Source organism: Solihabitans fulvus, assembly GCF_008386585.1.
GTDB classification, from domain to species: Bacteria; Actinomycetota; Actinomycetes; order Mycobacteriales; family Pseudonocardiaceae; genus Solihabitans; species Solihabitans fulvus.
The window spans coordinates 105,006-125,786 of record NZ_VUOB01000045.1; the positions used below are offsets into that span (position 1 = coordinate 105,006).

Here is a 20,781-nt window from a genome sequence, read left to right on the forward strand (position 1 = left end):
CCCACGCTGCTCGGCATCCTCAAGGCCGGCGCCGCGTACCTGTCGCTCGACCCGGCCAATCCGATCGGCAGGCTGGCCCAGATCCTGCGCGACACCAAGGCATCCGTCGTGGTCACCACGGCCGGGCACGCCGTTGCCGTTGCCGAGATCCACGACGGCGAGCTGGTCGTGCTCGACGACCCGGCGCGGCGCGCGGCCATCGACGCGGCGCCTGCCACCGATCCGGTCGGCGGCGACGATCCCGCGAACCTGGCGTACGTGCTGTACACCTCGGGCTCGACCGGCGTCCCGAAGGGCGTGTGCGTCACGCACGCCAACATCGTGCGGCTGTTCAACCTGTCGCCGGACGAGTTCACCTTCGACAGCAAGGATGTGTGGGCGCTGTTCCACTCCTACGCGTTCGACTTCGCCGTCTGGGAGATGTGGGGCGCGCTGCTGCACGGCGCGCGGCTGGTCGTCGTCCCCGCGGCGACGGCGCGGTCGCCGCAGGACCTGCTCGATGTGTTGGTTGACCACCAGGTGACCGTCCTCGGCCAGACGCCGACCGCGTTCCGCGGCCTCGCGGGCCTAGCTCAGGAGGGCGATCCGCGCATCGACAAGCTCGCGCTGCGGGCGGTGGTCTTCGCCGGCGAGCGGATCGACATGGCGGAGCTCCAGCCGTGGGTGCGCAGGCTCGGCCTGCACCGGCCCGCGCTGGTGAACCTCTACGGCATCACCGAGACCAGCGTGTTCTCCACCAGGCACCAGCTCGGCGAGCGCGACCTCGCCGAGCCCGGCCGGAGCCTGATCGGCGCGCCCTTCGGCGACCAGCGGGTCTACGTCCTCGACGGGCAGCGGAACCTCGCGCCGCTCGGCGTGCCCGGCGAGATCCACATCGGCGGGGCCAGCGTCGCACCGGGCTACTTCGGCAGGCCGGACCTGACCGCCGAACGGTTCGTGCCCGATCCGTTCGGGCCGGCCGGGTCCCGCCTCTACCGCAGCGGCGACCTGGCCAAAAGGCTGCCCGACGGCGCCATCGAGTTCCTCGGCCGCATCGACACCCAGGTCAAGATCCGCGGCTACCGCATCGAACTCGGCGAGATCACCGCCAGGCTCCGGCAACACCCCGGGGTCAGCGACGGCGCCGTCGTCGCGCGGACCGGCGAGGCGAACGAGAAGTCGCTGGTGGCCTACGTCGTTGGCGAGGACGAACGGATTCCCGAGGTGGCCGACCTGCGCGACCACCTCGCCGCGACCCTGCCGGAGTACATGATCCCGACCGCGTTCGTCGGGCTGCGCGCGCTTCCCCTGAACACGAACGGAAAGCTCGACCACCGCGCGCTGCCGGCCCCCGACCGCGCCGCCTACGCCAGCACCGAGCGGGTTGCCCCGCGCACGCCGATCGAGCGGCGTCTCGCCGAGGTGTGGGCCGACGTCCTCGGCCTGGCCGAGGTGAGCGTCGAGGACAACTTCTTCGACCTCGGCGGCGACTCGATGCGGGCGGTACGGCTGCTGCCGGCCGCGAACCGGGTCGGCGTGCACCTGTCGGTGTGGATGATCTACCAGGCCAAGACGCTGGCCGAGCTGGCGGCGCTCGCGTCGCTGACCGAGGAGCCCGCCGGCACCGATCCCGTTCCCCTCACCCCGCCGCAGCTGCGGGCGATCGAGGACACCGCGGGCAGCTCGACGCTGCGGCTCACCCTCAGCGGCCGGCCCGATCCGGCGCTGCTGGAGGATGCGCTGCGGGACGTCGTCGCACGGCACGACGCGCTGCGGCTGCTGGCGCACCCCGGCGACCGCACCTGGACGACCGCACCGGCCGACGCCGCGCCCGCCGACCTGCTGCGGGTCGTGCGCCTTGACGCGGTGCCGGTCGACGGCCGGCCTGCGGCGATCGAGGCGGCCGTCGCCGAGGCGCGCGGCCTGCTCGACTCCGGCGCCGGGCGGCTGCTGGCGGCCACGCTGTTCCACTTCGACAACGAGACGCTGCTCAACACCGCGCTGCCGCCCGAGCTGTGGCTCACCGCGCACGACCTGGCCGTGGACGGCGACTCCTGGCGGGTGCTGGTCGCGGACCTGAACGCGGCCTACCGCGGGCTCGGCGGCGGAGCGGCGGAGCGGCCGGTCGAGGCTGGTGTCTCGTTCCGGCGCTGGGCCGCGCATCTCGCCGAGGCGTCCGCTCAGCCCGAACTCGTCGACCAGGCGCACCACTGGCTCAACCGGTTGCCCGGCGCGGAACTGCCGCAGGACCACCCGGCCGGCGGGAACACGCACGGCGAGAGCCAGACGGTCACGGCCACGCTGTCGCCCGAGCTGACCGCCGCGCTGTGCGGCGGCGACCTGCCGGAGGCCGCGCTGCTGGCGGCGCTCGGCCGGGTGCTGGCCAGCTGGAGCGGCGGCGATCGCATCGACGTCGAGGTCACCACCGACCCTCGGCACGATCCGGCCGGGCAGCTCGACCTGACGCGGACGGTTGGCCCGCTGGCCGACAGCTATCCGCTGGCGCTCTGGCTGCCGCGCAACCGGGAGCTGCCCGCGCTGCTGCGGTCGGTGTCCCAGCAGCTGGCCGCCGTACCGACGCTGAGGCACGGGTACGGGCTGCTCCGGCACCTCGCGCCCGATCCCGACCTCGCGGCGGACCTGGCCGCGCAGCAACGACCGTCGGTCGGCTTCACCTTCACACCACTGTCTATTGTGGACGATCAGGGTTCGGACGCGCTGGTGTTCCTGCCGCCCCGGCTGTCCCCGACACAAGCGCCCGACGCGCACCGCCCGAGGCTGCTGGACATCCACGCGCACGTCTACGACAGCCAGCTGTACGTGCAGTGGACGCACAGCGCCGCGATCCACGAGCCCGCCACGATCCGGCGGCTCGCCGACGAGCACGTCGCCGCCCTCGCCGAACTGCTGGCCTCGCCGGAACACGGCGCGACCCGCGCCGCGCCGAAATCCTCTGACGCGGTCGCCGACGGACTGGTCGAGGCGATGGCGCGGCACGACGTGCCGGGGGCCAGCCTCGCGGTGATCCGCGACGGCGAGATCGTCGCCGTGCGGGCGTACGGCAGGCTCGCCGCCGACCGGCCCGACCCGGTCACCAGCGGCACGCTGTTCGCGGCGGGCTCCATCAGCAAGCACGTCACCACCGTCGGCTTGCTGCGGTTGGCCGGCCGGGCGAACCTGGACCTCGACGAGGACGTCAACAACTACCTCACCTCGTGGCGGATCCCGGGCGATCCCGCGCCGCGCGTCACCCTGCGGCACCTGCTCAGCCACAGCGCCGGCTTCGCCGTCGACCCGCCGTTTCGGCGCTACGCGCCGACGGAGCCGCTGCCGACGGTCCTGGACATCCTGACCGGACGGCCGCCGGCCGTGGCACCGCACTTCGACCACGCCCCCGGCGAGGTCTTCGCGATGACGGCGGTGAACTTCTCGGTCATCCAGCAGCTCATGGAGGACGTCTCCGGGCAGCCGTTCCCCGCGCTGATGCGGGAACTCGTGCTTGACCCGCTCGGCATGACCGGGTCCGACTTCGACCCGGACTTCCCGAAGAACTCCGGAAATCCCGTCGCGCACGGCCACGAACGGCCCGGCGTGCCGGTGCCGGAGGGATACCAGGTCATGCCGGAGACCGCGGCGGCCGGGCTGTGGACCACCGCTGGCGACCTCGCCAGGTTGGCCGTCGCGGTCCGGGGCTCCTACCTCGACCACCCCGACCCGTTCATCGATCCCGCATACGCGCGGCAGATGCTGTCGCCGCAGTCCAACCGCCCGTACGGGTGGAGCACGATCATCGACAACACCGGCGTCGACCTGGAGATCGGGCACGGCGGGCAGGCCACCGGCTACCAGGCGATGTTCGGGCTGCGGGTGCACTCCGGCGTCGGCTTCGTCCTGCTCACCAACGCCACCACCGGCCGCGAGGTGGTCTCGCCGCTGCTGAGCGCGCTGTGGCCGAGCCAGGACCGGCTGAACACCCTGTGGCAGCAGGCGAACGAGGCCGCCACCGCGCGAGAACAGCGGGAGCGGGACGCCTCGGGGAACACCGGCGAGTAGACGATCATGAGCGAGGACACGACGAACGCGGCGGCCGGCTCGGCCACGGTCGAGCCACCGCCGGTTCCGCTGCGCAGGAACGCGGACTTCATCCGGCTGTGGCTCGGCGCGGGCATCTCCCGCTTCGGCTCCACCGTCGGCATGGTGGCCTATCCGCTGTTGGCGTTGTGGTACACGGGATCCCCGACCGCGACCGGGCTCGTGTCCTTCGCCGCGGCGCTGCCGAACTTCCTCGTGCAGCTGCCGGCCGGCGCGCTGGTCGACCGCCTCGACCGCAGGAAGCTGATGCTGTGGTGCGACATCCTCGGCGGGCTCGCGATCGCCAGCGTCGCCGTCGCGGTGTCCCTCGGCCACGTCTGGATCCCGCACCTGATGGTCGCCGCGTTCCTGGAGATCACCAGGGGCATCTTCTACGACCTCGCCGAGCGGGCCACCGTGCGCAACGTCGTTCCGCCGGAACAACTCTCGGCCGCGCTCGCGCAGAACGAGGCGCGCGGGTACGCCATCGGACTGGTCGGCCAGCCGGGCAGCGCGCTGCTGTTCACCATCGGCAGGTGGATTCCGTTCGCCTTCACGGCGGTGGCCGACGTGGTCGCCGTGGTGTGCGTCCTGCTGATCAGGCGGAGCTTCCGTCCCACGGTCACCGGGCCGCAGGCGAAGCTGCACATCGAGATCAAGGAGGGCATGGTCTGGCTGTGGCGGCACAAGATCGCCAGGATCCTCTCCGGCATGTTCGCCGGCAGCAACCTCGTGTTCCAGGTCCTGTCGCTGGCCGTCATGGTGATCATTCGGGACAACGGCGACTCGCCGACCGTCGTCGGCATCGTCACAGCCGTCGGCGGCATCGGCGGCTTCTGCGGCGCGCTCGTCGCGCCGCGCTGGAACAAGCGCGTCAGCCTGCACCGCACACTCGCCGTCGGGTACGCGGTCTGGACGCTGCTGGTGCCGCTGGTGGCGTTCGTGCGCAGTCCGGTGGCGCTGGCCGCGCTGCTGGCCGGCATCGCCTTCGTCACCAGCGTGTTCAGCGTTGCGGCGTGGACGTTCCAGGTCCAGAACACGCCGGACGAGTTGCAGGGCAGGGTGAACGGCACCGGGCGCTTCCTCGCGTCCGGGGCAAACGCGCTCGGTGCCCTGGTCGGCGGGTTCCTGCTGGAGAAGGCGGGCGTCACCTGGACCGGTGTGCTGCTCGGCGGCGCGGTCCTGCTGATCACGCTGGCGGTCGCCAGCAGCGCCACCCTGCGGGCCGAGGCGCACTCGGACGGCCCTGACCAGACCACCTGAGCCGACACCAGACCACCCGAGGAGTCCCGGTGCACCAGGACACAACCCGAGGCCGGGTCGCGGTCGAGGGCGCTGAAACGGGCGGCGCCGCGCCGTTCGCCAAGGGACCGGTCCTCGGCATCGCCGCCGTCATCGGGAGCATCCTGCTGATCACCAGCGTCGGCTACCGGTATTCGGGCGACGAGCTGTACTTCCTCGCCGCCGGCAGGCATCTCGACTGGGGTTACGTCGACCAGCCGCCCCTGGTGCCGCTGCTCGCCCACCTGATGGACTCCGTCCTGCCCGGCTCGCGGCTGGCGCTGCGGCTCCCCGTGACGGTGCTGGTGCCGTTGACCGCGGTGCTGGCGGCACGGCTCGCCGGGGAGTTGGGCGGCGGCCGGCGCGCGCAGGTGTTGACCTGCGTGACGTTCGCGATCTCACCGACCATCCTGATGGGCAGCCACCGGCTGTCGACGACGATCGTCGACGTGTGCTGTTGGACGGCGGCGACCTGGCTGCTGGTGCGTTGGGTGCGGGTCAGGGACGACCGCCTGTGGCTGGCGATCGGCGCGGTGACGGCGATCGCGTTGCAGGCCAAGTATCTCGTGGTGTTCCTGTGGGTTGCCGTCGGCGTGGCGCTGGTCGCGGCAGGGCCGAGGGAGGTCTTCCGCCGTCCGCTGCTGTGGGCCGGCGCGGCGATCGCCGCCGTCGTCGCCGCGCCGGGTGTCGTGTGGCAGGCCGCGCACGGCTGGCCGCAGGTGGACATGGGTTCGGCGATCGCGGCCGAGGTCGAGGCGGCGGGCGGCAGGGCCGCGTTCCTGCCGATCCTGTTGCTGGGCACCGGGCTCGTCGGCGGCGTGCTGCTCTGCGGCGGCCTGTGGCGGTTGCTGCGGGCTCCCGAGCTGCGTCCCTACCGGTTTCTCGGTTGGACGGTCGTGCTGCTCGCGGTGTTCTTCCTCGTCAGCGACAGTAGGCCCTATTACCTGACCGGGCTGTTCCCGCTCTGCTGGGCCGCCGCGGCGGTCGGCATTGAGCGGCGCCGCCCGGCGCGCTGGTGGCGATGGGTGCCGACCTGGCCGACGTGCCTGGTGACGGTGGTCATCCTGGTGCGCGGCGTGCTGCCGTTGGACGTGGAGTGGCTGTGGGGCGCGGACCGCACCGTGTTGGCGCTGCGGGACTTCGACTGGCCCGCGCTGACCGACGCGGTCGCCGACACCTATCGCGGCCTCGATCCCGCCGAGCGGTCCGACGCGGTCGTCGTCGCCGACGACTACGGGCGGGCCGGGGCGCTGGACCGGTTCGGGCCGGAGCGCGGCCTGCCGCCGGTGTACAGCGGCAGCCGGGGCTACTGGTACTTCGGCACACCGCCCGAGCGGATCGACACCGTCGTCTATGTCGGCCCGCTGCCGGAGGCGCTGCGGCGGGAGTGCGAGAACACCAGGCTGGTCAGGGAGTTCGTCGATCCGTTGGGGCCCACCGCACGCGGCGGGCACGGCGTCCCGATCTGGGTCTGCACCGGCATCCGGCCGCCATGGGCCGAGCTCTGGCCCCGACTGCGGCACCTCTAGTTCGCCGCCTCGGCATATGGGTATAGAGGTCGCATATGCCGCTGCGCTGCACTTCTCCGCAAAGCAGGTCGGGGCGGAACCGAGGAGGCAGGCGGGCGATGGGCGATTCTGTGGTGTCCACCGGCGAAGCGGACACCGGGGCGCGGCCGGCCGCCGGATACGCCGACCGGCTGCGCGCGGTCCTGCTCGCGCAGGACGGCGTCGCGCGGGTCGAGATCACGGGCGACAGGCCGCTGTCCGTCCGGATCGACGTGGCGGAGCGGATCCGCGAGGACGCGCTGGCGCGGCACCTCGACGACGTGGACCAGGTGTTCGGCATGATGGTGGAGACCAGCGAGGCCGACCACGACACGTCCCTCGACACCTCCGTGTGGGTCAGCGGCATCACCCGCCAACCCATGGACACCGAGGTCATGCGCGAGTGGGTGGACGCGACCGTCGCCGCGATCACCGAGCTGCGGCCGCGACGGGTGCTCGAGATCGGCTGCGGCACCGGCCTGCTGCTGTCCAGGATCGCGCCCGACTGCGACCGCTACGTCGGCACCGACATCTCCGACCGGGTGCTCGCCAGGCTGTTGGCGAACCTGGACCGGACCGGTGGTCGGCCGAACGGCCTGCACACGCTGCGCCGGCCGGCGCACGACCTCAGCGGAATCGACGGGCCATTCGACGTCGTGGTGGTCAACTCGGTGGTGCAGTACTTCCCTTCCGTCCCATACCTTTGGTCGGTGCTCGACAGCGCCTGGGACCTGCTGGCCCCCGACGGCGTGCTGTTCGTCGGCGATGTGCGCAGCCAGCCGCTGTTGACCGCCTACCACGCGGAGTCGGTGCTGGCGACCGCGCCGCGCGCCCCGGCTGCGCAGGTGCTCGCGCACGCCAGGCGGCGGGCGGCGCAGGACCCGGAGCTGGTCATCTCCCCCGAGTTGTTCTCGCGGTGGGCCGACCGGCACCCCGACGCGGCCGGCGTGGACGCGCGGCTCAAACGCGGCGGGGACAACGAACTGACCCGCTACCGCTACGACGTGTTCCTGCCGCGTTCCACTGCCACACTGCCGTTCGTCCAGGAGCTGCCCTGGGCGGAGCTCCAGGACGCGGAAGAGCGCTGGCCCGCGCTGGTCGGCGACCGGAGCGTCAGCCTGGTGCTGGACGTGCCCAACCCCCGGTTGAGCGGCCTGCCGCCGCAGGCCGTCGCCGCGGTCGGCGGCGCGGCCGGGCGCGCGCGGGCGGACCGGGCCGCCGGGTTCGTGGACGGCCTGCGCGCGGCCGGCGGCACGGTGCACCTGAGGTGGCCCCGGTCGCAGCGGCCCGGCCTGCTCGACGTGGTGGTCGGCGGCCCAGGGACGACGCCCCGCGACCTGCTGCGCCCGAGCCGGCTGCGCTCCGACGCCGAGCTGTCCCAGCTGGCCAGCGATCCGGTGTTGTCCCGGCTGACCGCGACGCTGGAACGCCGCTGGCACAAGGCCGTCCTCGGCGCGCTGCCTGAGCCGCACCCCCACCTCGACTACGACATCCGGAGCTAAGCTGCGATGACCGCTTCAGGCCAGACATCCCGCATCTCGGCCGACCCGGTCGCCGAGATGGCCGGACTGCGCGGCAGAACCAACGAGAAGTGGCGACGGCACGGCTCCGAGGTCCTGCCGGCCTCCATCGCGGAGATGGACTTCCCGGTCGCCACGGAGGTGCGCGCGGCGATCGGCGCGCGGCTGGCCGCGAGCGACATCGGCTACGCCTTCTCCTACACGCAGGACAGCCCGGCGCAGCGCGCGGTCAGCCAGTGGCTCACCAGCCGGTTCGACTGGCCGGTGCTGCCGAACCACATCGTGTTCTACGCGGATGTCATGCGCGTCATGGAGGCCGGCATCGAGGCGTTCTCCGCGCCGGGCGACGCGGTGGTCACCGACGTGCCGGCCTATCCGTCGTTCTTCGAGGCGGTGCGGGAACGCGGCCGCGAGATCGTCGGCAACCCGATGGTGCTGCGCGACGGCCGCTGGCAGGTCGACCTCGCCGGGCTGGAGCGGGCGTTCCGGGACGGCGCACGCGCGTATCTGTTGTGCAGCCCGCACAATCCGACCGGCGAGGTGCACTCGGTCGCCGAGCTGACCAGGATCGCCGAGCTGGCCAGGGCGCACCGCGTGACGGTGCTCTGCGACGAGGTGCACAGCCCGCTGATCTACCCCGGCCGACGCCACGTGCCCTTCGCCTCGCTGCCCGCCGCGCGGGAGGTCCGCACGCTCACCGCGGTGTCGGCGAGCAAGGGCTGGAACATCGCGGGCCTCAAGTGCGCCTTCGGCATTCCCGGCGACCGCGCGGTCGCCGAGGCGCTGATGGCGCAGCCGGCCAGGATGCGGGACGGCGTCGGCATCCTCGGCGCGGCCGCCAGCGAGGCCGCGTTCACGGTCGGCGACCGCTGGCTGGGCGAGACGATGGGCTACCTGGACGGGAACCGGCGGCTGCTGGCCGGGCTGATCGCCGCCGAGCTGCCCGAGATCAGGCACCACCGCCCCGAGTCGACGTACCTGGCGTGGCTGGACTGCCGCAGGATCGCCGACCGGCTCGGCGAGGACGACCTGACCGGCCGGGTGCTGCGCGAGGCGAACCTCGCGGTCACCGACGGCGCGCTGTTCGGCTCTCCTGGCTTCCTGCGGTTGAACTTCGCCACGCCGAGGCCGCTGGTCGAGGAGACCGTGCGGCGGCTGGCCGTCGGGCTCGCGGCGACGGAACGGCCCGAGATCGCCGTAGCGGTGGCGCACCACTAGCCGCCGCGCGATATGGCCGGAATATAGGCATTGTCACGACGATGGGTCAGCGCCGCACCAGCACTCGTTTGTCGGCTGCCCAGCTCACGGAGGTATCAGAATGGCCGACGACCGGTGGTTCCAGCGTCACGGCAGCGCCACCGACCCCGAACTCCGGCTGGTGTGTTTCCCGCACGCCGGCGGGGCATCGAGCTTCTTCCGCACCTGGCCGCATCACCTGCCCGACGGCATGGAGCTGTTGGCGACCTGCTATCCGGGGCGGCAGGGCAGGTTCGCCGAGCCGCACGCCACCTCCATGGACGACCTCGCCGACTCGATCACCGACGCCCTGTCGTCCTTTGTGGACACTCCGCTCGCGTTGTTCGGCCACAGCATGGGCGCATACGTCGCCTACGAGGTGGCGCTGCGGCTCACCGCGAAGTACGACGTCCGCCCGCTGAAGCTGTTCGTGTCGGGCAGCGCGGCTCCCCAGCTCAACGAGCCGTCCGGGCTCGACCTCGCGGACTCCGACGCGTTGGTCACCTCGGTCCGCGCGATGGGCAGCGTGTCCGGGCAGGTCATCGACAACCCCGAGCTGCTGGAGATGGTGTTGCCCGCGCTGCGGGCCGACTTCCGGCTCACCGAGGGCTACCGCCCGTCGCCGCCGAGCAAGGTGCGCAGCCCGATCGTGGCCTACGTCGGCGACCAGGACCTGGACTGCGATCTCGACGCGGTGCGCGCCTGGTCGCAGGTGTCGGCGGCGCGGTTCGAGCTGCGCGTGTTCCCCGGCGACCACTTCTACCTCGAACAGCGCGAGCCAGAGCTGTTGCGGCACCTGGTCGGGCACCTGCGCGACGACCTGCGGCTGCACCAGGTCCTCCGCGCCTCGGCGGCGAGACAACGTGCCTCGGGCGGCCGCGATGCCTGAAGGCCTGCCGCTGTCGCACGCGCAGGAGGCGCTGTGGTTCCTGCACCAGCTCGCGCCGGACAGCTCGGCGCACAACACCGGGGTCGCCGTCGTCATCCGCTCCGCAATCGACCTGCCGGCGCTGCACCGGGCGACGGACGAACTCGCGCGCCGGCACGACCTGCTCCGCTCGACGTTCGCCGAGGCCGACGGCCGGCCGGTCCGGCTGGTGGGGCCGGACGGCCTTGCCGGCCTTGAGGTCCTCGACCGGCCGGGCGTGTCCGACGCGGCGCTCCGCGCTGCCGTCGAGGCCGCGCTCGCCGAGCCGTTCCCGCTGCGCGAGCGCGGCGCGTTCCGCACGGTCCTGGTGCGGCGCGGGCCGCAGGACGCGGTGCTCCTGATCGCCAGCCACCACATCGCCAGCGACGCCACCTCGCACCTGGTGCTGCTGCGCGATCTTCTCCGGTCCTACGAACCGGCCGCGGCCGGCGGCGACCCGACGCTCCCGCCGCTGCCGGGCACATTCGACGACCACGTCGGCGCGGAGCGCGGGTTCCTGGCGTCGCCGCGCGGAGCGGAGACCGAGCTGCACTGGCGGCGGGTCTGCGCCGGTGCAGCACCCGCTGAGCTGCCCGCCGACCGGCCACGGTCCGCCGGCACGCCGTTCGTCGGCGACGTCTGCCGCGTCGAGGTGGATCCCGAGGCGGCGGCGCGGTTGCGCGCGGTCGCGGCCGAGTCCGGCGTCACCGAGTTCGCCTACCTGCTCGGCGTCTTCCAGGGGCTGCTGTACCGCAGCACCAGGCAGGCCGACTTCCTGATCGGCTGCCCCACCACGACGCGGCTGAGCTCGAAGACCCGCGAGGTGGTCGGCAACTTCACGAACACGCTGGTGCTGCGGGCGAACCTGGCGCGGGGCAGCACGTTCCGCGCGGCCGCGGTGTCCGCGGCCGAGCAGCTGCGGGCCGGCGTCGCCGGCATCCGCTACCCGTTCCCGCTGCTCGCCAGCCGGGTGCGGCTGTCTGGCGGCGCGCCGCTGTGCCGGCTCACCTTCAACATGCTCAACGCCACCGGGTCCGATCCCCTGCTCGGCCTGCTGCTCGACACCGAGCACGAGGACCGGGTGGTGCCCAACGCCGGCCTGCTGCTGTCGTCGCTGCCGCTGCCGCAGCTGGGCGGCGAGCTGGACCTCATGGTCAACGTGCGGCGCAGCGCCGACGCGCTCGCCGTCGAGTTCCGTTACAACGCCAACGTTTTCGAGCGGGAGACCATGCGGCGGCTCGCCGGCCACTTCGCCAGGGCCATCGCCGTGGCCGTCGCCGGCCCGGACAGCAGGATCGCGACGGCGCGGCTGTGGGACACCGCAGAGCCCGCGCGATCCTGAGCCGAGAAAGGGAGCAGTGGTGGTGTTCGAGGACATCGTGAGCCGGATCTCGGGGCACGCGCGCGAGCTGCCGGCCAAGGATGCCGTGCTGTTCGTGCGGGACCAGGGACGCGAGCAGGTCACGGAGCGCCTGAGCTTCGCGGAACTCGACCGCAGGGCACGCGCGACGGCAGGATGGCTGCGGGCCCGCTGCGCCGAGGGCGACCGGGTGCTGCTGCTCTTCCCTTCGGGGCTGGACTTCGTCACGGCCCTGATCGGCTGCCTGTACGCGGGAGTGGTCGCGGTGCAGGCCCCCGCGCCGAACAACCAGAACCGGCAGGGCGCGCGGACCGCCGGCATCGCGGCGGACGCCGACGTCCGGCTGGTGCTCACCGACTCCCGGCACCTCGCGACCGTGTCGGAGTTCCTCGCCGCGCCGGGGCTCGACCAGATCCCCTGCGTGGCAACCGACATCGAGGACCTCGGCGACGGCGCGGACTGGACCCCGCCGCGCGCCGACCCGGACGCCGAGGCGATCCTCCAGTACACCTCCGGTTCCACCAGCGACCCCAAGGGCGTCGTCGTCACGCACGGCTCGCTGATGCACAACCTCGGACTGATCCAGCGTTCGCTCGGCCCGCACCGGGACACCGTTGCGTGCAGCTGGCTGCCGCCGTACCACGACATGGGCCTGATCGGCATGCTGTTCTCGCCGCTGTTCCTCGGTTGCACGGTGATCCTGTTGTCCCCAACGGACTTCCTCCGCCGCCCGCACCGGTGGCTCGACCTGGTCGGGCGGTACCGCGTCACCTTCACCACCGCCCCGAACTTCGCCTACGACCTGTGCACGCGGCTGGTGACCGACGAGCAGCTCGCCGGGCTGGACCTGTCCAGCCTGCGGCACGCGCTCAACGGCTCCGAGCCGGTGCACGCGGCCACGCTGACCAGGTTCGCCGAGCGCTTCGCGCCGGCCGGCTTCCGCCTCGAGGTGTTCAAACCCTGCTACGGCATGGCGGAGACGACGCTGTTCGTCAGCGGCACCCCGCTCGACCGCTCCCCCGTCCTCACCGCCGTCGACCGCGCCGGTCTCGAGCGCAACGTGTTCACCCCGGCGCCCGCCGATCCCGACGCGGCGCTGCTGGTCAGCAGCGGCCGGGTGCTTGACCTGGACGTCCGGATCGTCGACCAGGACACCAGGCAGGTCCTGCCGGACGGCCGCGTCGGCGAGGTGTGGGTGCGCGGCGCGAGCGTGGCGGCGGGCTACTGGCGCAACGAGGAGGCCACCGAGGCGACGTTCCGCGCGGTCACCGCCGACGGCGAGCCGGGCTTCCTGCGCACGGGCGACCTCGCCGTCCGCCACGACGGCGAGCTGTACGTGACCGGCCGCCTCAAGGACATGCTCGTCATCCGGGGCAGGAACCTCTACCCGCACGACATCGAGCGGGACGTGGCCGGCATGCACGAGGCGTTCCGCGGCCTGCACGGCAGCGTGTGCTCGGTGCCGGCGGCGCTGGAGGAGATCGTGGTGATGCAGGAACTCCGGCCGCGCGGCGGGGACGCGCTCGACCTCCCGGCCCTGGCCGGCCGGGTGCGCGGCGAGCTGGGCGAACGGCTCGGCGTGCGGGTGGCCAACCTCGTCTTCCTGCGGCCGGGCCAGGTGCTGCGCACCACTAGCGGAAAGGTGCGGCGGTCGGTGATGCGCGAGCTGTTCATGACCGGCGCGCTGACCCCGGTGTACGAGGACCTCAGCGCCGACATCAGCCGCCGCTACCGGGGTGCGTCCGCGTGAGGCACGCGCCCTACGAGCTGGCGGCGGAGTTCGACCGACGCCTCGGCGACCCTTCCGACGCGGGGCGCCTGTTCTCGCACGCCCGCTGCGCCGCGCTGGACGATCGCGAGGAGTTCCCGCAGGAGATCTGCCGGGAGCTGGACGTGCTGGGGCTGCCGGCACACTACGTGCCGACCGAGCACGGCGGCACGCTGCGCAGCTACGAGGAGGCGGTGCAGCTGATGCGCGCCGTCGCGCGGCGCGACCTCACCGTCGCCATCGCGCACGGCAAGACGTTCCTCGGCGCGGTCTCCGTGTGGGTCGGCGGCGACCGGGACCAGGCCGACGCGCTCGGCGCGGAGATCGCGGGCGGCACGATCGTCTCCTGGGGCCTCACCGAACGCGAGCACGGCAGCGACCTACTGGCCGGCGAGGTGCTGGCCGAGCGGGTCGCGGACGGCTACCGGGTGTCCGGCGAGAAGTGGTTGATCAACAACGGCACCAGGGGCCACCTCGTCTGCCTGCTGGCCCGCACCGCGCGGGACGCGGGACCGAGAAGCTTCGGCATCCTGTTGGTGGACAAGCGAAAGCTCGATCCGGCGAGCTACCGAACGCTGCCGGCGGAGCGGCTGCACGGGATCAGGGGCGCGGACATCAGCGGGATCGCCTTCGCCGACGCGGCCGTGCCCGGCACGGCGCTGGTCGGCCCCGAGGGCGGCGGCGTCGAGATCGTGCTGAAGAGCCTCCAGCTCACCAGGACGCTGTGCGCGTCGCTGTCGCTCGGGGCGGCCGACCACGCGCTGCGGCTCGGCACGGACTACGCGCTGCGGCGGGAGAACTACGGCAGCCTGCTGATCGACCTGCCGCAGTCCCGCAGGCTGCTCGCCCTGTCCTACGCGGACCTGCTGCTCGCCGAGGCCGTCACCGTGGTGGCGAGCCGGGGCATCCACGCGCTGACCGGCGAACTCGGCGTGATCTCGGCGGCGACGAAGTTCTTCGTGCCGAACCTGGTCGAGCAGGCCGTCAAGCGGTTGGCCAAGCTGATGGGCTCACGCGCGCTGCTCGTCGGCGACACCCACGAACACGGCCGGTTCCAGAAGGTGCAACGAGATCACCGGATCGTCGGCATCTTCGACGGCAACTCCGTGGTCAACCTGCACTCCCTGGTCAACCAGTTCCCGTTGCTGGCCAAGAGCTACCGCCGGGGCACTGTCGACGCCGCCGGCCTGACCGCCGCCACGACGCTGACCGACCCGTTGCCGGAGTTCGATCGCGACCGGCTCACGCTGCTGGCCAGGGGCGGCTGCTCGGTGGTGCAGGCCCTGCCGGCCGGCGTGGCCGAGCTGACGGCACTGGTCGCGCGCGGTGAGGTCCCGGAGTCGTTGGAGCGCACGGCAATCGGGCTGAAACTCGCGGCGGACGAGCTGCTGGCCGCGATCGCCGCGCAGCGCCCCGCCGCGGTCGACGTGCCGGCGGAGGCCTTCGACCTGGCCGAGCGCTACACGGCGTGCTTCGCCGCTGCGGCGGCCATCCAGTTGTGGCTGCGCAACCGGGCGACCGTCGTCGACGGGCCGGCCGGCGCGCTCTGGCGGTCCGGACTGTGGCTCGAGGCGGCGCTGACGCGGCTGCTCGGCCGGCTGCGTCCCGCCAGGCCCGACGGCACGGACGACGTGTTCGAGCGGCTGGTCGAGCCGCTGGTCGCCCAGCACGAGGCGGGCCAGCTGCTCTCCCTGCTGCCCTACCAGCAGCAGGAGGCCCGCCGATGACCGCGGCCACGCCAGGAACAGCGACCGGCCTGTTCGCCGACCTCGACACCCCCGATCCCCTGGACGCCCGCTTCGGCGATCCGACCGACCCGGCCAACCCGGCCGGCTTCGACGCCTTCCTGGCCGCCGACGAACGCGGCGAGCTGCTGCCGGCCGGCAGGCAGGTGGTCGACGGGTTCGGGCTCGGCGCGGAGTTCGTGCCGCGCGGGCTCGGCGGCAGGCTCGGCCAGGTCGACGACCTCGCCAGGGTGCTGCGCCCGGTGTTCCGCCGCGACGCCGCGCTCGGCCTCGGCTACGGCGCGATCAACCTCATCTCCTCGGCCACCGTGTGGGCGGCCGGCAACGCGGAGCAGCGCCGCTGGCTCGCCGACGTGTTGCTGCGCAACGGCCAGACCGCAGGCGCGTACACCGAACTCGCCACGGGACACGACCTGGTGCGGTCGCGGCTGCGCGCCACCGTCCGGGGCGACGAGCTGGTGCTCAGCGGCGGCAAGGAGGTCATCAACAACATCGCGCGGGCGGACGCGGCCACCGTGCTGGCGCGCACCAGCGACGAACCCGGCAGCCGCAGCCATTCGCTGGTGCTGGTCGACCTGGCGTCCGTGCCGCGCGACCGGCTGCGCTTCCTGCCACGGTTCCGCACCTCCGGCATGCGCGCCATCAACCTCGGCGGGGTGGAGTTCCTCGACTGCCCCGTCCCGGCCTCGGCGCTGGTCGGCGGGGCGGGCGAGGCGTTGGAGACCGTGCTGCGGGCCTTCCAGGTCACCAAGGCCGCGCTGACCGGCGCGACCATCGGCTCGCTGGACACGCAGCTGCGCACCGTCACGCGGTTCGCGCTGGAGCGCCGCCTCTACCAGCGGTCGGTCGCCGATCTCCCGCTGCCGCGCGCCGTGCTGGCCGGGGCGTTCACCGACCTGCTCATCGCCGACTGCCTGGCCACCACGGTGTGCCGGGCGCTGCACGTGCTGCCCCGCCAGACCAGCGTGTACGCGGCGGCGGCCAAGTACCTCGTGCCGATGCTCACCCAGGACTGCGTCGACGAGCTGGCCGTGCTGCTCGGCGCGCGGTCCTTCCTGCGCGACGGCCCGTACGGCATCTTCCAGAAGCACCTGCGGGACCTGCCGGTCGGCTCGCTCGCGCACGCCGGCGAGACCGTCTGCCAGGCGACGATCATCCCGCAGCTGCCGAGGCTGGCCCGCAAGAGCTGGTTCGCCACCCCGCCGGCGCCCGCGACGCTGTTCCGCCTCGACGAACCCCTGCCCGAGCTGGACTTCGACCGGCTGGAGATCACCGCCAAGCCGGACGACGGCCTCGCCGCCACCCTGCTGGACGTCGAACAGGACCTGCGCGACGATCCCCTGCTCGGGCCGCTGTGCGGGCAGCTCGTGGCGGAGCTGGCCGCGCTGCGGGCCGACTGCCTCGACCTCGCGCCGCGCAACCGCACGCCGCTGGCCGCACCGATCAGCTTCGAGCTGGCCGAGCGCTACGCGATCGTCCTCGCAGCAAGCGCTTGCTTGGGTGTCTGGCGGCACAACCAGGACCATCCCGACCCGTTCCTGCGCGACACTGCCTGGCTGGTCGCGGCGCTTGGCAGGCTCACCGCGAGGCTCGGCCGCGACCCGGTGCCCGGCGCGGCCGCCGTCGAGCCTGCCGTTTTCGCCGCGCTGGTCGAGCGGCACGAATCGAACCGGGGCTTCGACCTGGTCGGCCGCCGCCTCTGCTGAGCCGACCACCACCCGACCATCTGGAGGGAACTCACCGTGACGACACCGAAGCAGGACACCGCCGCGACCGATACCGCGGCAACCGATCCGGACGCCATCCGCGACTGGCTGCTCGACCGGGTCGCCTTCTACCTCGAACGGCCCGTCACCGACCTCAGGCCGGACGTCAAGCTCGTCGAGTACGGGCTGGACTCCGTGTACGCGCTGACCCTGTGCGGGGACATCGAGGACGAGTACGGCCTCGAACTGGAACCGACCCTGGCCTGGGACCACCCGACCGTGGACGCCATCGTGACACTGCTGCGTGAAATGATCTCCGGGAACCGGTGACCGGCCGGCCGCGAGCTTAGGGGTAACCAACCGTGACAGGCATGGCTGTGCCAGGCGGACGAGCGTCGCGCATCATGGGTCTCGGGGCCTACCGACCGGCCAGGGCGGTCAGCAACGCGGAGGTCTGCGAGCTGATCGACTCCGACGACGAGTGGATCAGGCGGCGGACGGGCATCGTCAGCCGCCGGTTCGCCGGCCCGGACGAGGACGTCGTGTCGATGGCCGTCGAGGCGGGCGCCCGCGCGCTGGAGCAGGCCGGCCTGCCCGGTTCCCGGCTCGACACGATCGTGCTCGCGTCCATGACCCACCTCCAGCAGAGCCCCGGCGCCGCCCCGCAGGTCGCGCACCGGCTCGGCAGCCGGGCCGCGGCGATGGACGTCAACGCCGCCTGCGCCGGGTTCTGCCACGGCCTCGCCGTCGCCGACTCGCTGGTCCGGTCGCGCACCGCCGACCACGTGCTGGTGATCGGCTCGGACAAGATGACCGACGTGATCGACCCGACGGACCGCTCCACCGCGTTCCTGTTCGCCGACGGCGCGGGCGCGGTGGTGGTCGGGCCGTCGGAGAGCATGGGCATCGGCCCGGTGGCCTGGGGCTCCGACGGCGACCTCCACCACCTGATCGCGCACTCCGCGTCCTGGCTCGAACTGCGCGACAAGCCCGACCTGCCGTGGCCGACGATGCGGATGGCCGGGCAGGAGGTCTTCCGCTGGACCACCCGCGAGGTGCCGGCCACCGCCAGGACCGCGCTCGCACTCGCCGGCCTCGCCCCCGCCGACCTTGCGGCGTTCATCCCGCACCAGGCCAACCTGCGCATCATCGAGAAGGTGGCCAAGGAGATCGACCTGCCGCCGCACGTGGCGATCGCGCGGGACATCGTGACGGCCGGCAACACCTCGGCCGCCTCGATCCCCCTCGCCATGGCGCAGCTCGTCGAGTCCGGCGAGGTCGCCGACGGCGGCGCTGCCCTACTGATCGGCTTCGGCGCGGGCCTGACCCAGGCCGCCCAGGTCGTCCAGCTCCCCTGACCCGCCCGCGGCCTGCGGCCGTCCCCGGCGGGGATCACAGGTCAGCGAGCCAGCGATGTCCTGGGTACGCGCGGGCGAGCAGCTCGGTCAGGGTCTCGCGCTGGGCCGTGGTCAGGTGCGGGATGGTCGCGTCGAAGTCCGCCTGGTCTTTTGGGCGCGCGTGCTTGGCCTTGAACAGCAGGACCAGTTCGGGCGTCAGGTACGGGATGCCGTCCCTGGTGTGCCGGATGATGTCGCGATAGGGAAGCCGGATCGTCTCGTGGTGTCGACAGATCCAGGTGTCGCCGTCGTGCGGTTCGCGGAACACGTCGAGCAGGTAGTTGTCGGTGGCCGGATCGCGCAGCCAGGTCTGGTGCGTGGCGGCCAGCACGTCCGGCGCGGCGTTCGCCCAGATCCGGCCGCTGCTGACCGCGTCGAAGGCGAGTCCGGGGAAGCGTTCGCGGACCTCGGGGAAGCCCTCGGCCGGGATCGCGATCTCGATGTCCCCGTGCGGGCGCGTCTGCGTGCCCCGGAACAGGTCCAGCGCCCACCCCGCGGCTACACACCAGGGCGTCTCGATCCCGACCAGCTGCCGCGCGACGGCGCTCGGGGTCCAGCAGGACGACCACCTGGCGTCGAGGGCCTCGATCTCGGCGGGTGACAGTTCGACGCCACCAGCGGGCAGTTGCTCGCGCACCAAGGGAATCTAGCAACGTGATCGACGGCCCGTCCCGCACATATCGATGGGTCAGAGCACAGGTCGAGAGGAGCAGGCGACCTCCCAGGCAGCCTCGATCATCCCGAAGATCTCGTCCACCGCGGCCGCCGGATCGGTCGCCGCACGGGCCAGCGACTGGGCGTCGATCACGAACCTCGCGATCGTCCGACAGGCCGTGGTGGTCAGCGCCAGGTCGGGATCGGCGGCGATGGCCGTCGCCAGCGACTCCGCGTGGCGCAGCCCCATCGACTCCTCGTACTCCCGGAGAGCGGGTGACTGGTCGATCAGGTGCCAGACCGGGGCGGCGTCGCCCGCCGTGCAGTGTCGCACCAGGGCGTGGATCTCGCGGCGCAGCGCGGGGATGAGTGGCTCGCCCGGCGCCCGGCCGGTGACCGCCTGCGAGAGGCGCTGCTCGAAGTCCTCGTCCCGCTCGAACACCAGGGCCTCTTTCGAGGCGAAGTGAGAGAAGAGCGTGGTCACGGCCACGTCGGCCTCAGCCGCCACGTCACGGATGCCCACCGCGTCGTACCCGCGTTCCAGGAAGAGCCGCAGGGCGGTGTCGGCGATCTTCTGGCGGGTCGCGGCCTTCTTGCGCTCACGGCGTCCCGGCGGCACGGTCATGTCCCGACACTACCAGATACAAAATCCTAACCGTTGTTAAACACTAACCGTTAGTGTTACGGTCGATCGCATGAAGAGAGTGAACTTTGCCGAGTTCGGCGGTCCGGACGTGCTGCGACTCGTGGACGCCGAGGAGCCCCACGCGGGCCCCGGCCAGGTGCGTGTCGCGGTGCGGGCGGCCGGCGTGAACCCGCACGACTGGCGGGTCCGAGAAGGCCAGTTCCAGCAGGTCCATCCGATCGAGTTGCCCACCGGAATCGGGCTCGACGCCGCCGGGGTGGTGGACGAGGTCGGCGAGGGCGTCGAAGGGGTCGCGGCGGGCGACCACGTGTTCGGCGAGGGCTCGGACACCTATGCCGAGTTCGCCGTGCTGTCGGCCTGGGCCCGGATGCCCGAGGGTCTGACGTTCGAGGAGGCGGCCGGATACCCCTCGGTGGTGGAGACCGCGCTGCGCATCATCAGCCAGGTCGGGGTGCGGCCCGGGCAGACGCTGCTGGCCAGCGGCGCGTCAGGAGGAGTCGGATCGGCGGTGCTCCAGCTCGCCCGCGAGCGCGGCATCACGGTGATCGGCACGGCCGGGGCCGCGAACCTGGACTACCTGCGCGGCCTTGGCGCCCTCGCCACGACCTACGGCGAGGGCTGGGTCGAGCGGGTGCGGCAGCTCGGCCGTGTCGACGCGGCTCTCGACCTGGCCGGCTCCGGCGTGATCCGCGAGCTCGTCGAGCTGACCGGGGATCCGCACAAGGTGGTCTCCATCGCCGATCTCTCCGCGCCGGACCACGGCGTCCGATTCTCCGGCGTGGCCGGGAGCATGCCCGACGCGCTCGTCGAGGCCGTCGACCTCATCTCGCGGGGAAAGCTCCACATCCCGGTCGAGAAGACGTACCCGCTCGCCGACGCCTCGGCGGCGCACATCGACAGCCAGGCCGGTCACACGCGCGGGCGTCGGGTCATCGTCGTCTGAGCCGATTCCCGCGCCGTAGCA

Annotated in this window: 15 protein-coding genes (1 of these 15 cut by a window edge); 13 read left to right on the forward strand and 2 right to left on the reverse strand. The window is 72.6% G+C overall.

Annotated elements, in window-relative coordinates; genetic code table 11:
* The 12 genes from F0L68_RS25045 to F0L68_RS25100 all read left to right on the forward strand — a co-directional run.
* A protein-coding gene (locus F0L68_RS25045) for a non-ribosomal peptide synthetase (protein ID WP_149852245.1) crosses the window boundary here: on the forward strand, positions 1 to 4,032 show its final stretch. The gene continues 17,562 nt to the left of window position 1, outside the view; 4,032 of the gene's 21,594 nt are visible here — the last part of the coding sequence; its start codon lies beyond the left edge, outside the window; it ends in the stop codon at positions 4,030 to 4,032.
* 6 nt (positions 4,033 to 4,038) lie between these two features.
* Positions 4,039 to 5,313 carry an MFS transporter gene (locus F0L68_RS25050; protein WP_149852246.1) on the forward strand — a complete coding sequence of 425 codons (1,275 nt, stop codon included), beginning with the start codon at positions 4,039 to 4,041 and terminating at the stop codon, positions 5,311 to 5,313.
* Positions 5,314 to 5,342: 29 nt separating this feature from the next.
* A complete protein-coding gene (locus tag F0L68_RS25055; protein WP_223199111.1) occupies positions 5,343 to 6,860 on the forward strand; it encodes a glycosyltransferase family 39 protein in 1,518 nt (505 codons plus the stop codon).
* 98 nt (positions 6,861 to 6,958) lie between these two features.
* Positions 6,959 to 8,380, forward strand: a complete 1,422-nt coding sequence (locus tag F0L68_RS25060) for a class I SAM-dependent methyltransferase (RefSeq protein WP_188316812.1) — start codon at positions 6,959 to 6,961, stop codon at positions 8,378 to 8,380.
* 6 nt (positions 8,381 to 8,386) lie between these two features.
* Positions 8,387 to 9,616: a MalY/PatB family protein gene (locus F0L68_RS25065; protein ID WP_149852248.1), complete on the forward strand. Its 1,230-nt coding sequence runs from the start codon at positions 8,387 to 8,389 to the stop codon at positions 9,614 to 9,616.
* A gap of 100 nt (positions 9,617 to 9,716) precedes the next feature.
* Positions 9,717 to 10,523 (forward strand): thioesterase II family protein, encoded by an 807-nt coding sequence (locus tag F0L68_RS25070; protein ID WP_149852249.1) that lies wholly within the window; start codon positions 9,717 to 9,719, stop codon positions 10,521 to 10,523.
* A complete protein-coding gene (locus tag F0L68_RS25075; protein ID WP_149852250.1) occupies positions 10,516 to 11,883 on the forward strand; it encodes a condensation domain-containing protein in 1,368 nt (455 codons plus the stop codon). Before F0L68_RS25070 ends, F0L68_RS25075 begins: the two co-directional genes overlap by 8 nt.
* A 19-nt stretch (positions 11,884 to 11,902) precedes the next feature.
* Positions 11,903 to 13,651, forward strand: coding sequence for a fatty acyl-AMP ligase (locus tag F0L68_RS25080; RefSeq protein WP_188316813.1), 1,749 nt, complete (start codon positions 11,903 to 11,905; stop codon positions 13,649 to 13,651).
* A complete protein-coding gene (locus F0L68_RS25085; RefSeq protein ID WP_149852252.1) occupies positions 13,648 to 15,396 on the forward strand; it encodes an acyl-CoA dehydrogenase family protein in 1,749 nt (582 codons plus the stop codon). Before F0L68_RS25080 ends, F0L68_RS25085 begins: the two co-directional genes overlap by 4 nt.
* Positions 15,393 to 17,120 carry an acyl-CoA dehydrogenase family protein gene (locus F0L68_RS25090; protein ID WP_149852253.1) on the forward strand — a complete coding sequence of 576 codons (1,728 nt, stop codon included), beginning with the start codon at positions 15,393 to 15,395 and terminating at the stop codon, positions 17,118 to 17,120. Before F0L68_RS25085 ends, F0L68_RS25090 begins: the two co-directional genes overlap by 4 nt.
* A 36-nt stretch (positions 17,121 to 17,156) precedes the next feature.
* Positions 17,157 to 17,450, forward strand: a complete 294-nt coding sequence (locus F0L68_RS25095) for an acyl carrier protein (RefSeq protein WP_149852254.1) — start codon at positions 17,157 to 17,159, stop codon at positions 17,448 to 17,450.
* Positions 17,451 to 17,524: 74 nt separating this feature from the next.
* Positions 17,525 to 18,478 carry a beta-ketoacyl-ACP synthase III gene (locus F0L68_RS25100; protein WP_240543001.1) on the forward strand — a complete coding sequence of 318 codons (954 nt, stop codon included), beginning with the start codon at positions 17,525 to 17,527 and terminating at the stop codon, positions 18,476 to 18,478.
* Positions 18,479 to 18,512: 34 nt separating this feature from the next.
* On the opposite strand, the gene F0L68_RS25105 is transcribed toward F0L68_RS25100, so the two are convergent.
* Both F0L68_RS25105 and F0L68_RS25110 read right to left on the reverse strand, forming a co-directional pair.
* Positions 18,513 to 19,154, reverse strand: coding sequence for a nucleotidyltransferase domain-containing protein (locus F0L68_RS25105; RefSeq protein ID WP_149852256.1), 642 nt, complete (start codon positions 19,152 to 19,154; stop codon positions 18,513 to 18,515).
* Between the two features lie 51 nt (positions 19,155 to 19,205).
* The gene (locus F0L68_RS25110; RefSeq protein ID WP_149852257.1) at positions 19,206 to 19,796 is read right to left on the reverse strand and encodes a TetR/AcrR family transcriptional regulator; all 591 of its coding nucleotides are present in this window, start codon (positions 19,794 to 19,796) and stop codon (positions 19,206 to 19,208) included.
* Between the two features lie 70 nt (positions 19,797 to 19,866).
* Here F0L68_RS25110 and F0L68_RS25115 point away from each other — a divergent pair, with 70 nt between their 5' ends.
* Positions 19,867 to 20,760, forward strand: coding sequence for an NADP-dependent oxidoreductase (locus F0L68_RS25115; RefSeq protein ID WP_149852258.1), 894 nt, complete (start codon positions 19,867 to 19,869; stop codon positions 20,758 to 20,760).
* Positions 20,761 to 20,781 lie beyond the last annotated feature (21 nt).

What these genes read in the sequence shown, in the direction of transcription:
- F0L68_RS25050 (WP_149852246.1), top strand. Translation starts at nt 4,039, where the DNA reads ATGAGCGAGGACACGACGAACGCGGCGGCCGGCTCGGCCACGGTCGAG.
- F0L68_RS25060 (WP_188316812.1), top strand. Translation starts at nt 6,959, where the DNA reads ATGGGCGATTCTGTGGTGTCCACCGGCGAAGCGGACACCGGGGCGCGG.
- F0L68_RS25065 (WP_149852248.1), top strand. Translation starts at nt 8,387, where the DNA reads ATGACCGCTTCAGGCCAGACATCCCGCATCTCGGCCGACCCGGTCGCC.
- F0L68_RS25070 (WP_149852249.1), top strand. Translation starts at nt 9,717, where the DNA reads ATGGCCGACGACCGGTGGTTCCAGCGTCACGGCAGCGCCACCGACCCC.
- F0L68_RS25075 (WP_149852250.1), top strand. Translation starts at nt 10,516, where the DNA reads ATGCCTGAAGGCCTGCCGCTGTCGCACGCGCAGGAGGCGCTGTGGTTC.
- F0L68_RS25090 (WP_149852253.1), top strand. Translation starts at nt 15,393, where the DNA reads ATGACCGCGGCCACGCCAGGAACAGCGACCGGCCTGTTCGCCGACCTC.
- F0L68_RS25100 (WP_240543001.1), top strand. Translation starts at nt 17,525, where the DNA reads ATGGGTCTCGGGGCCTACCGACCGGCCAGGGCGGTCAGCAACGCGGAG.
- F0L68_RS25110 (WP_149852257.1), bottom strand. Translation starts at nt 19,796, where the DNA reads ATGACCGTGCCGCCGGGACGCCGTGAGCGCAAGAAGGCCGCGACCCGC.
- F0L68_RS25115 (WP_149852258.1), top strand. Translation starts at nt 19,867, where the DNA reads ATGAAGAGAGTGAACTTTGCCGAGTTCGGCGGTCCGGACGTGCTGCGA.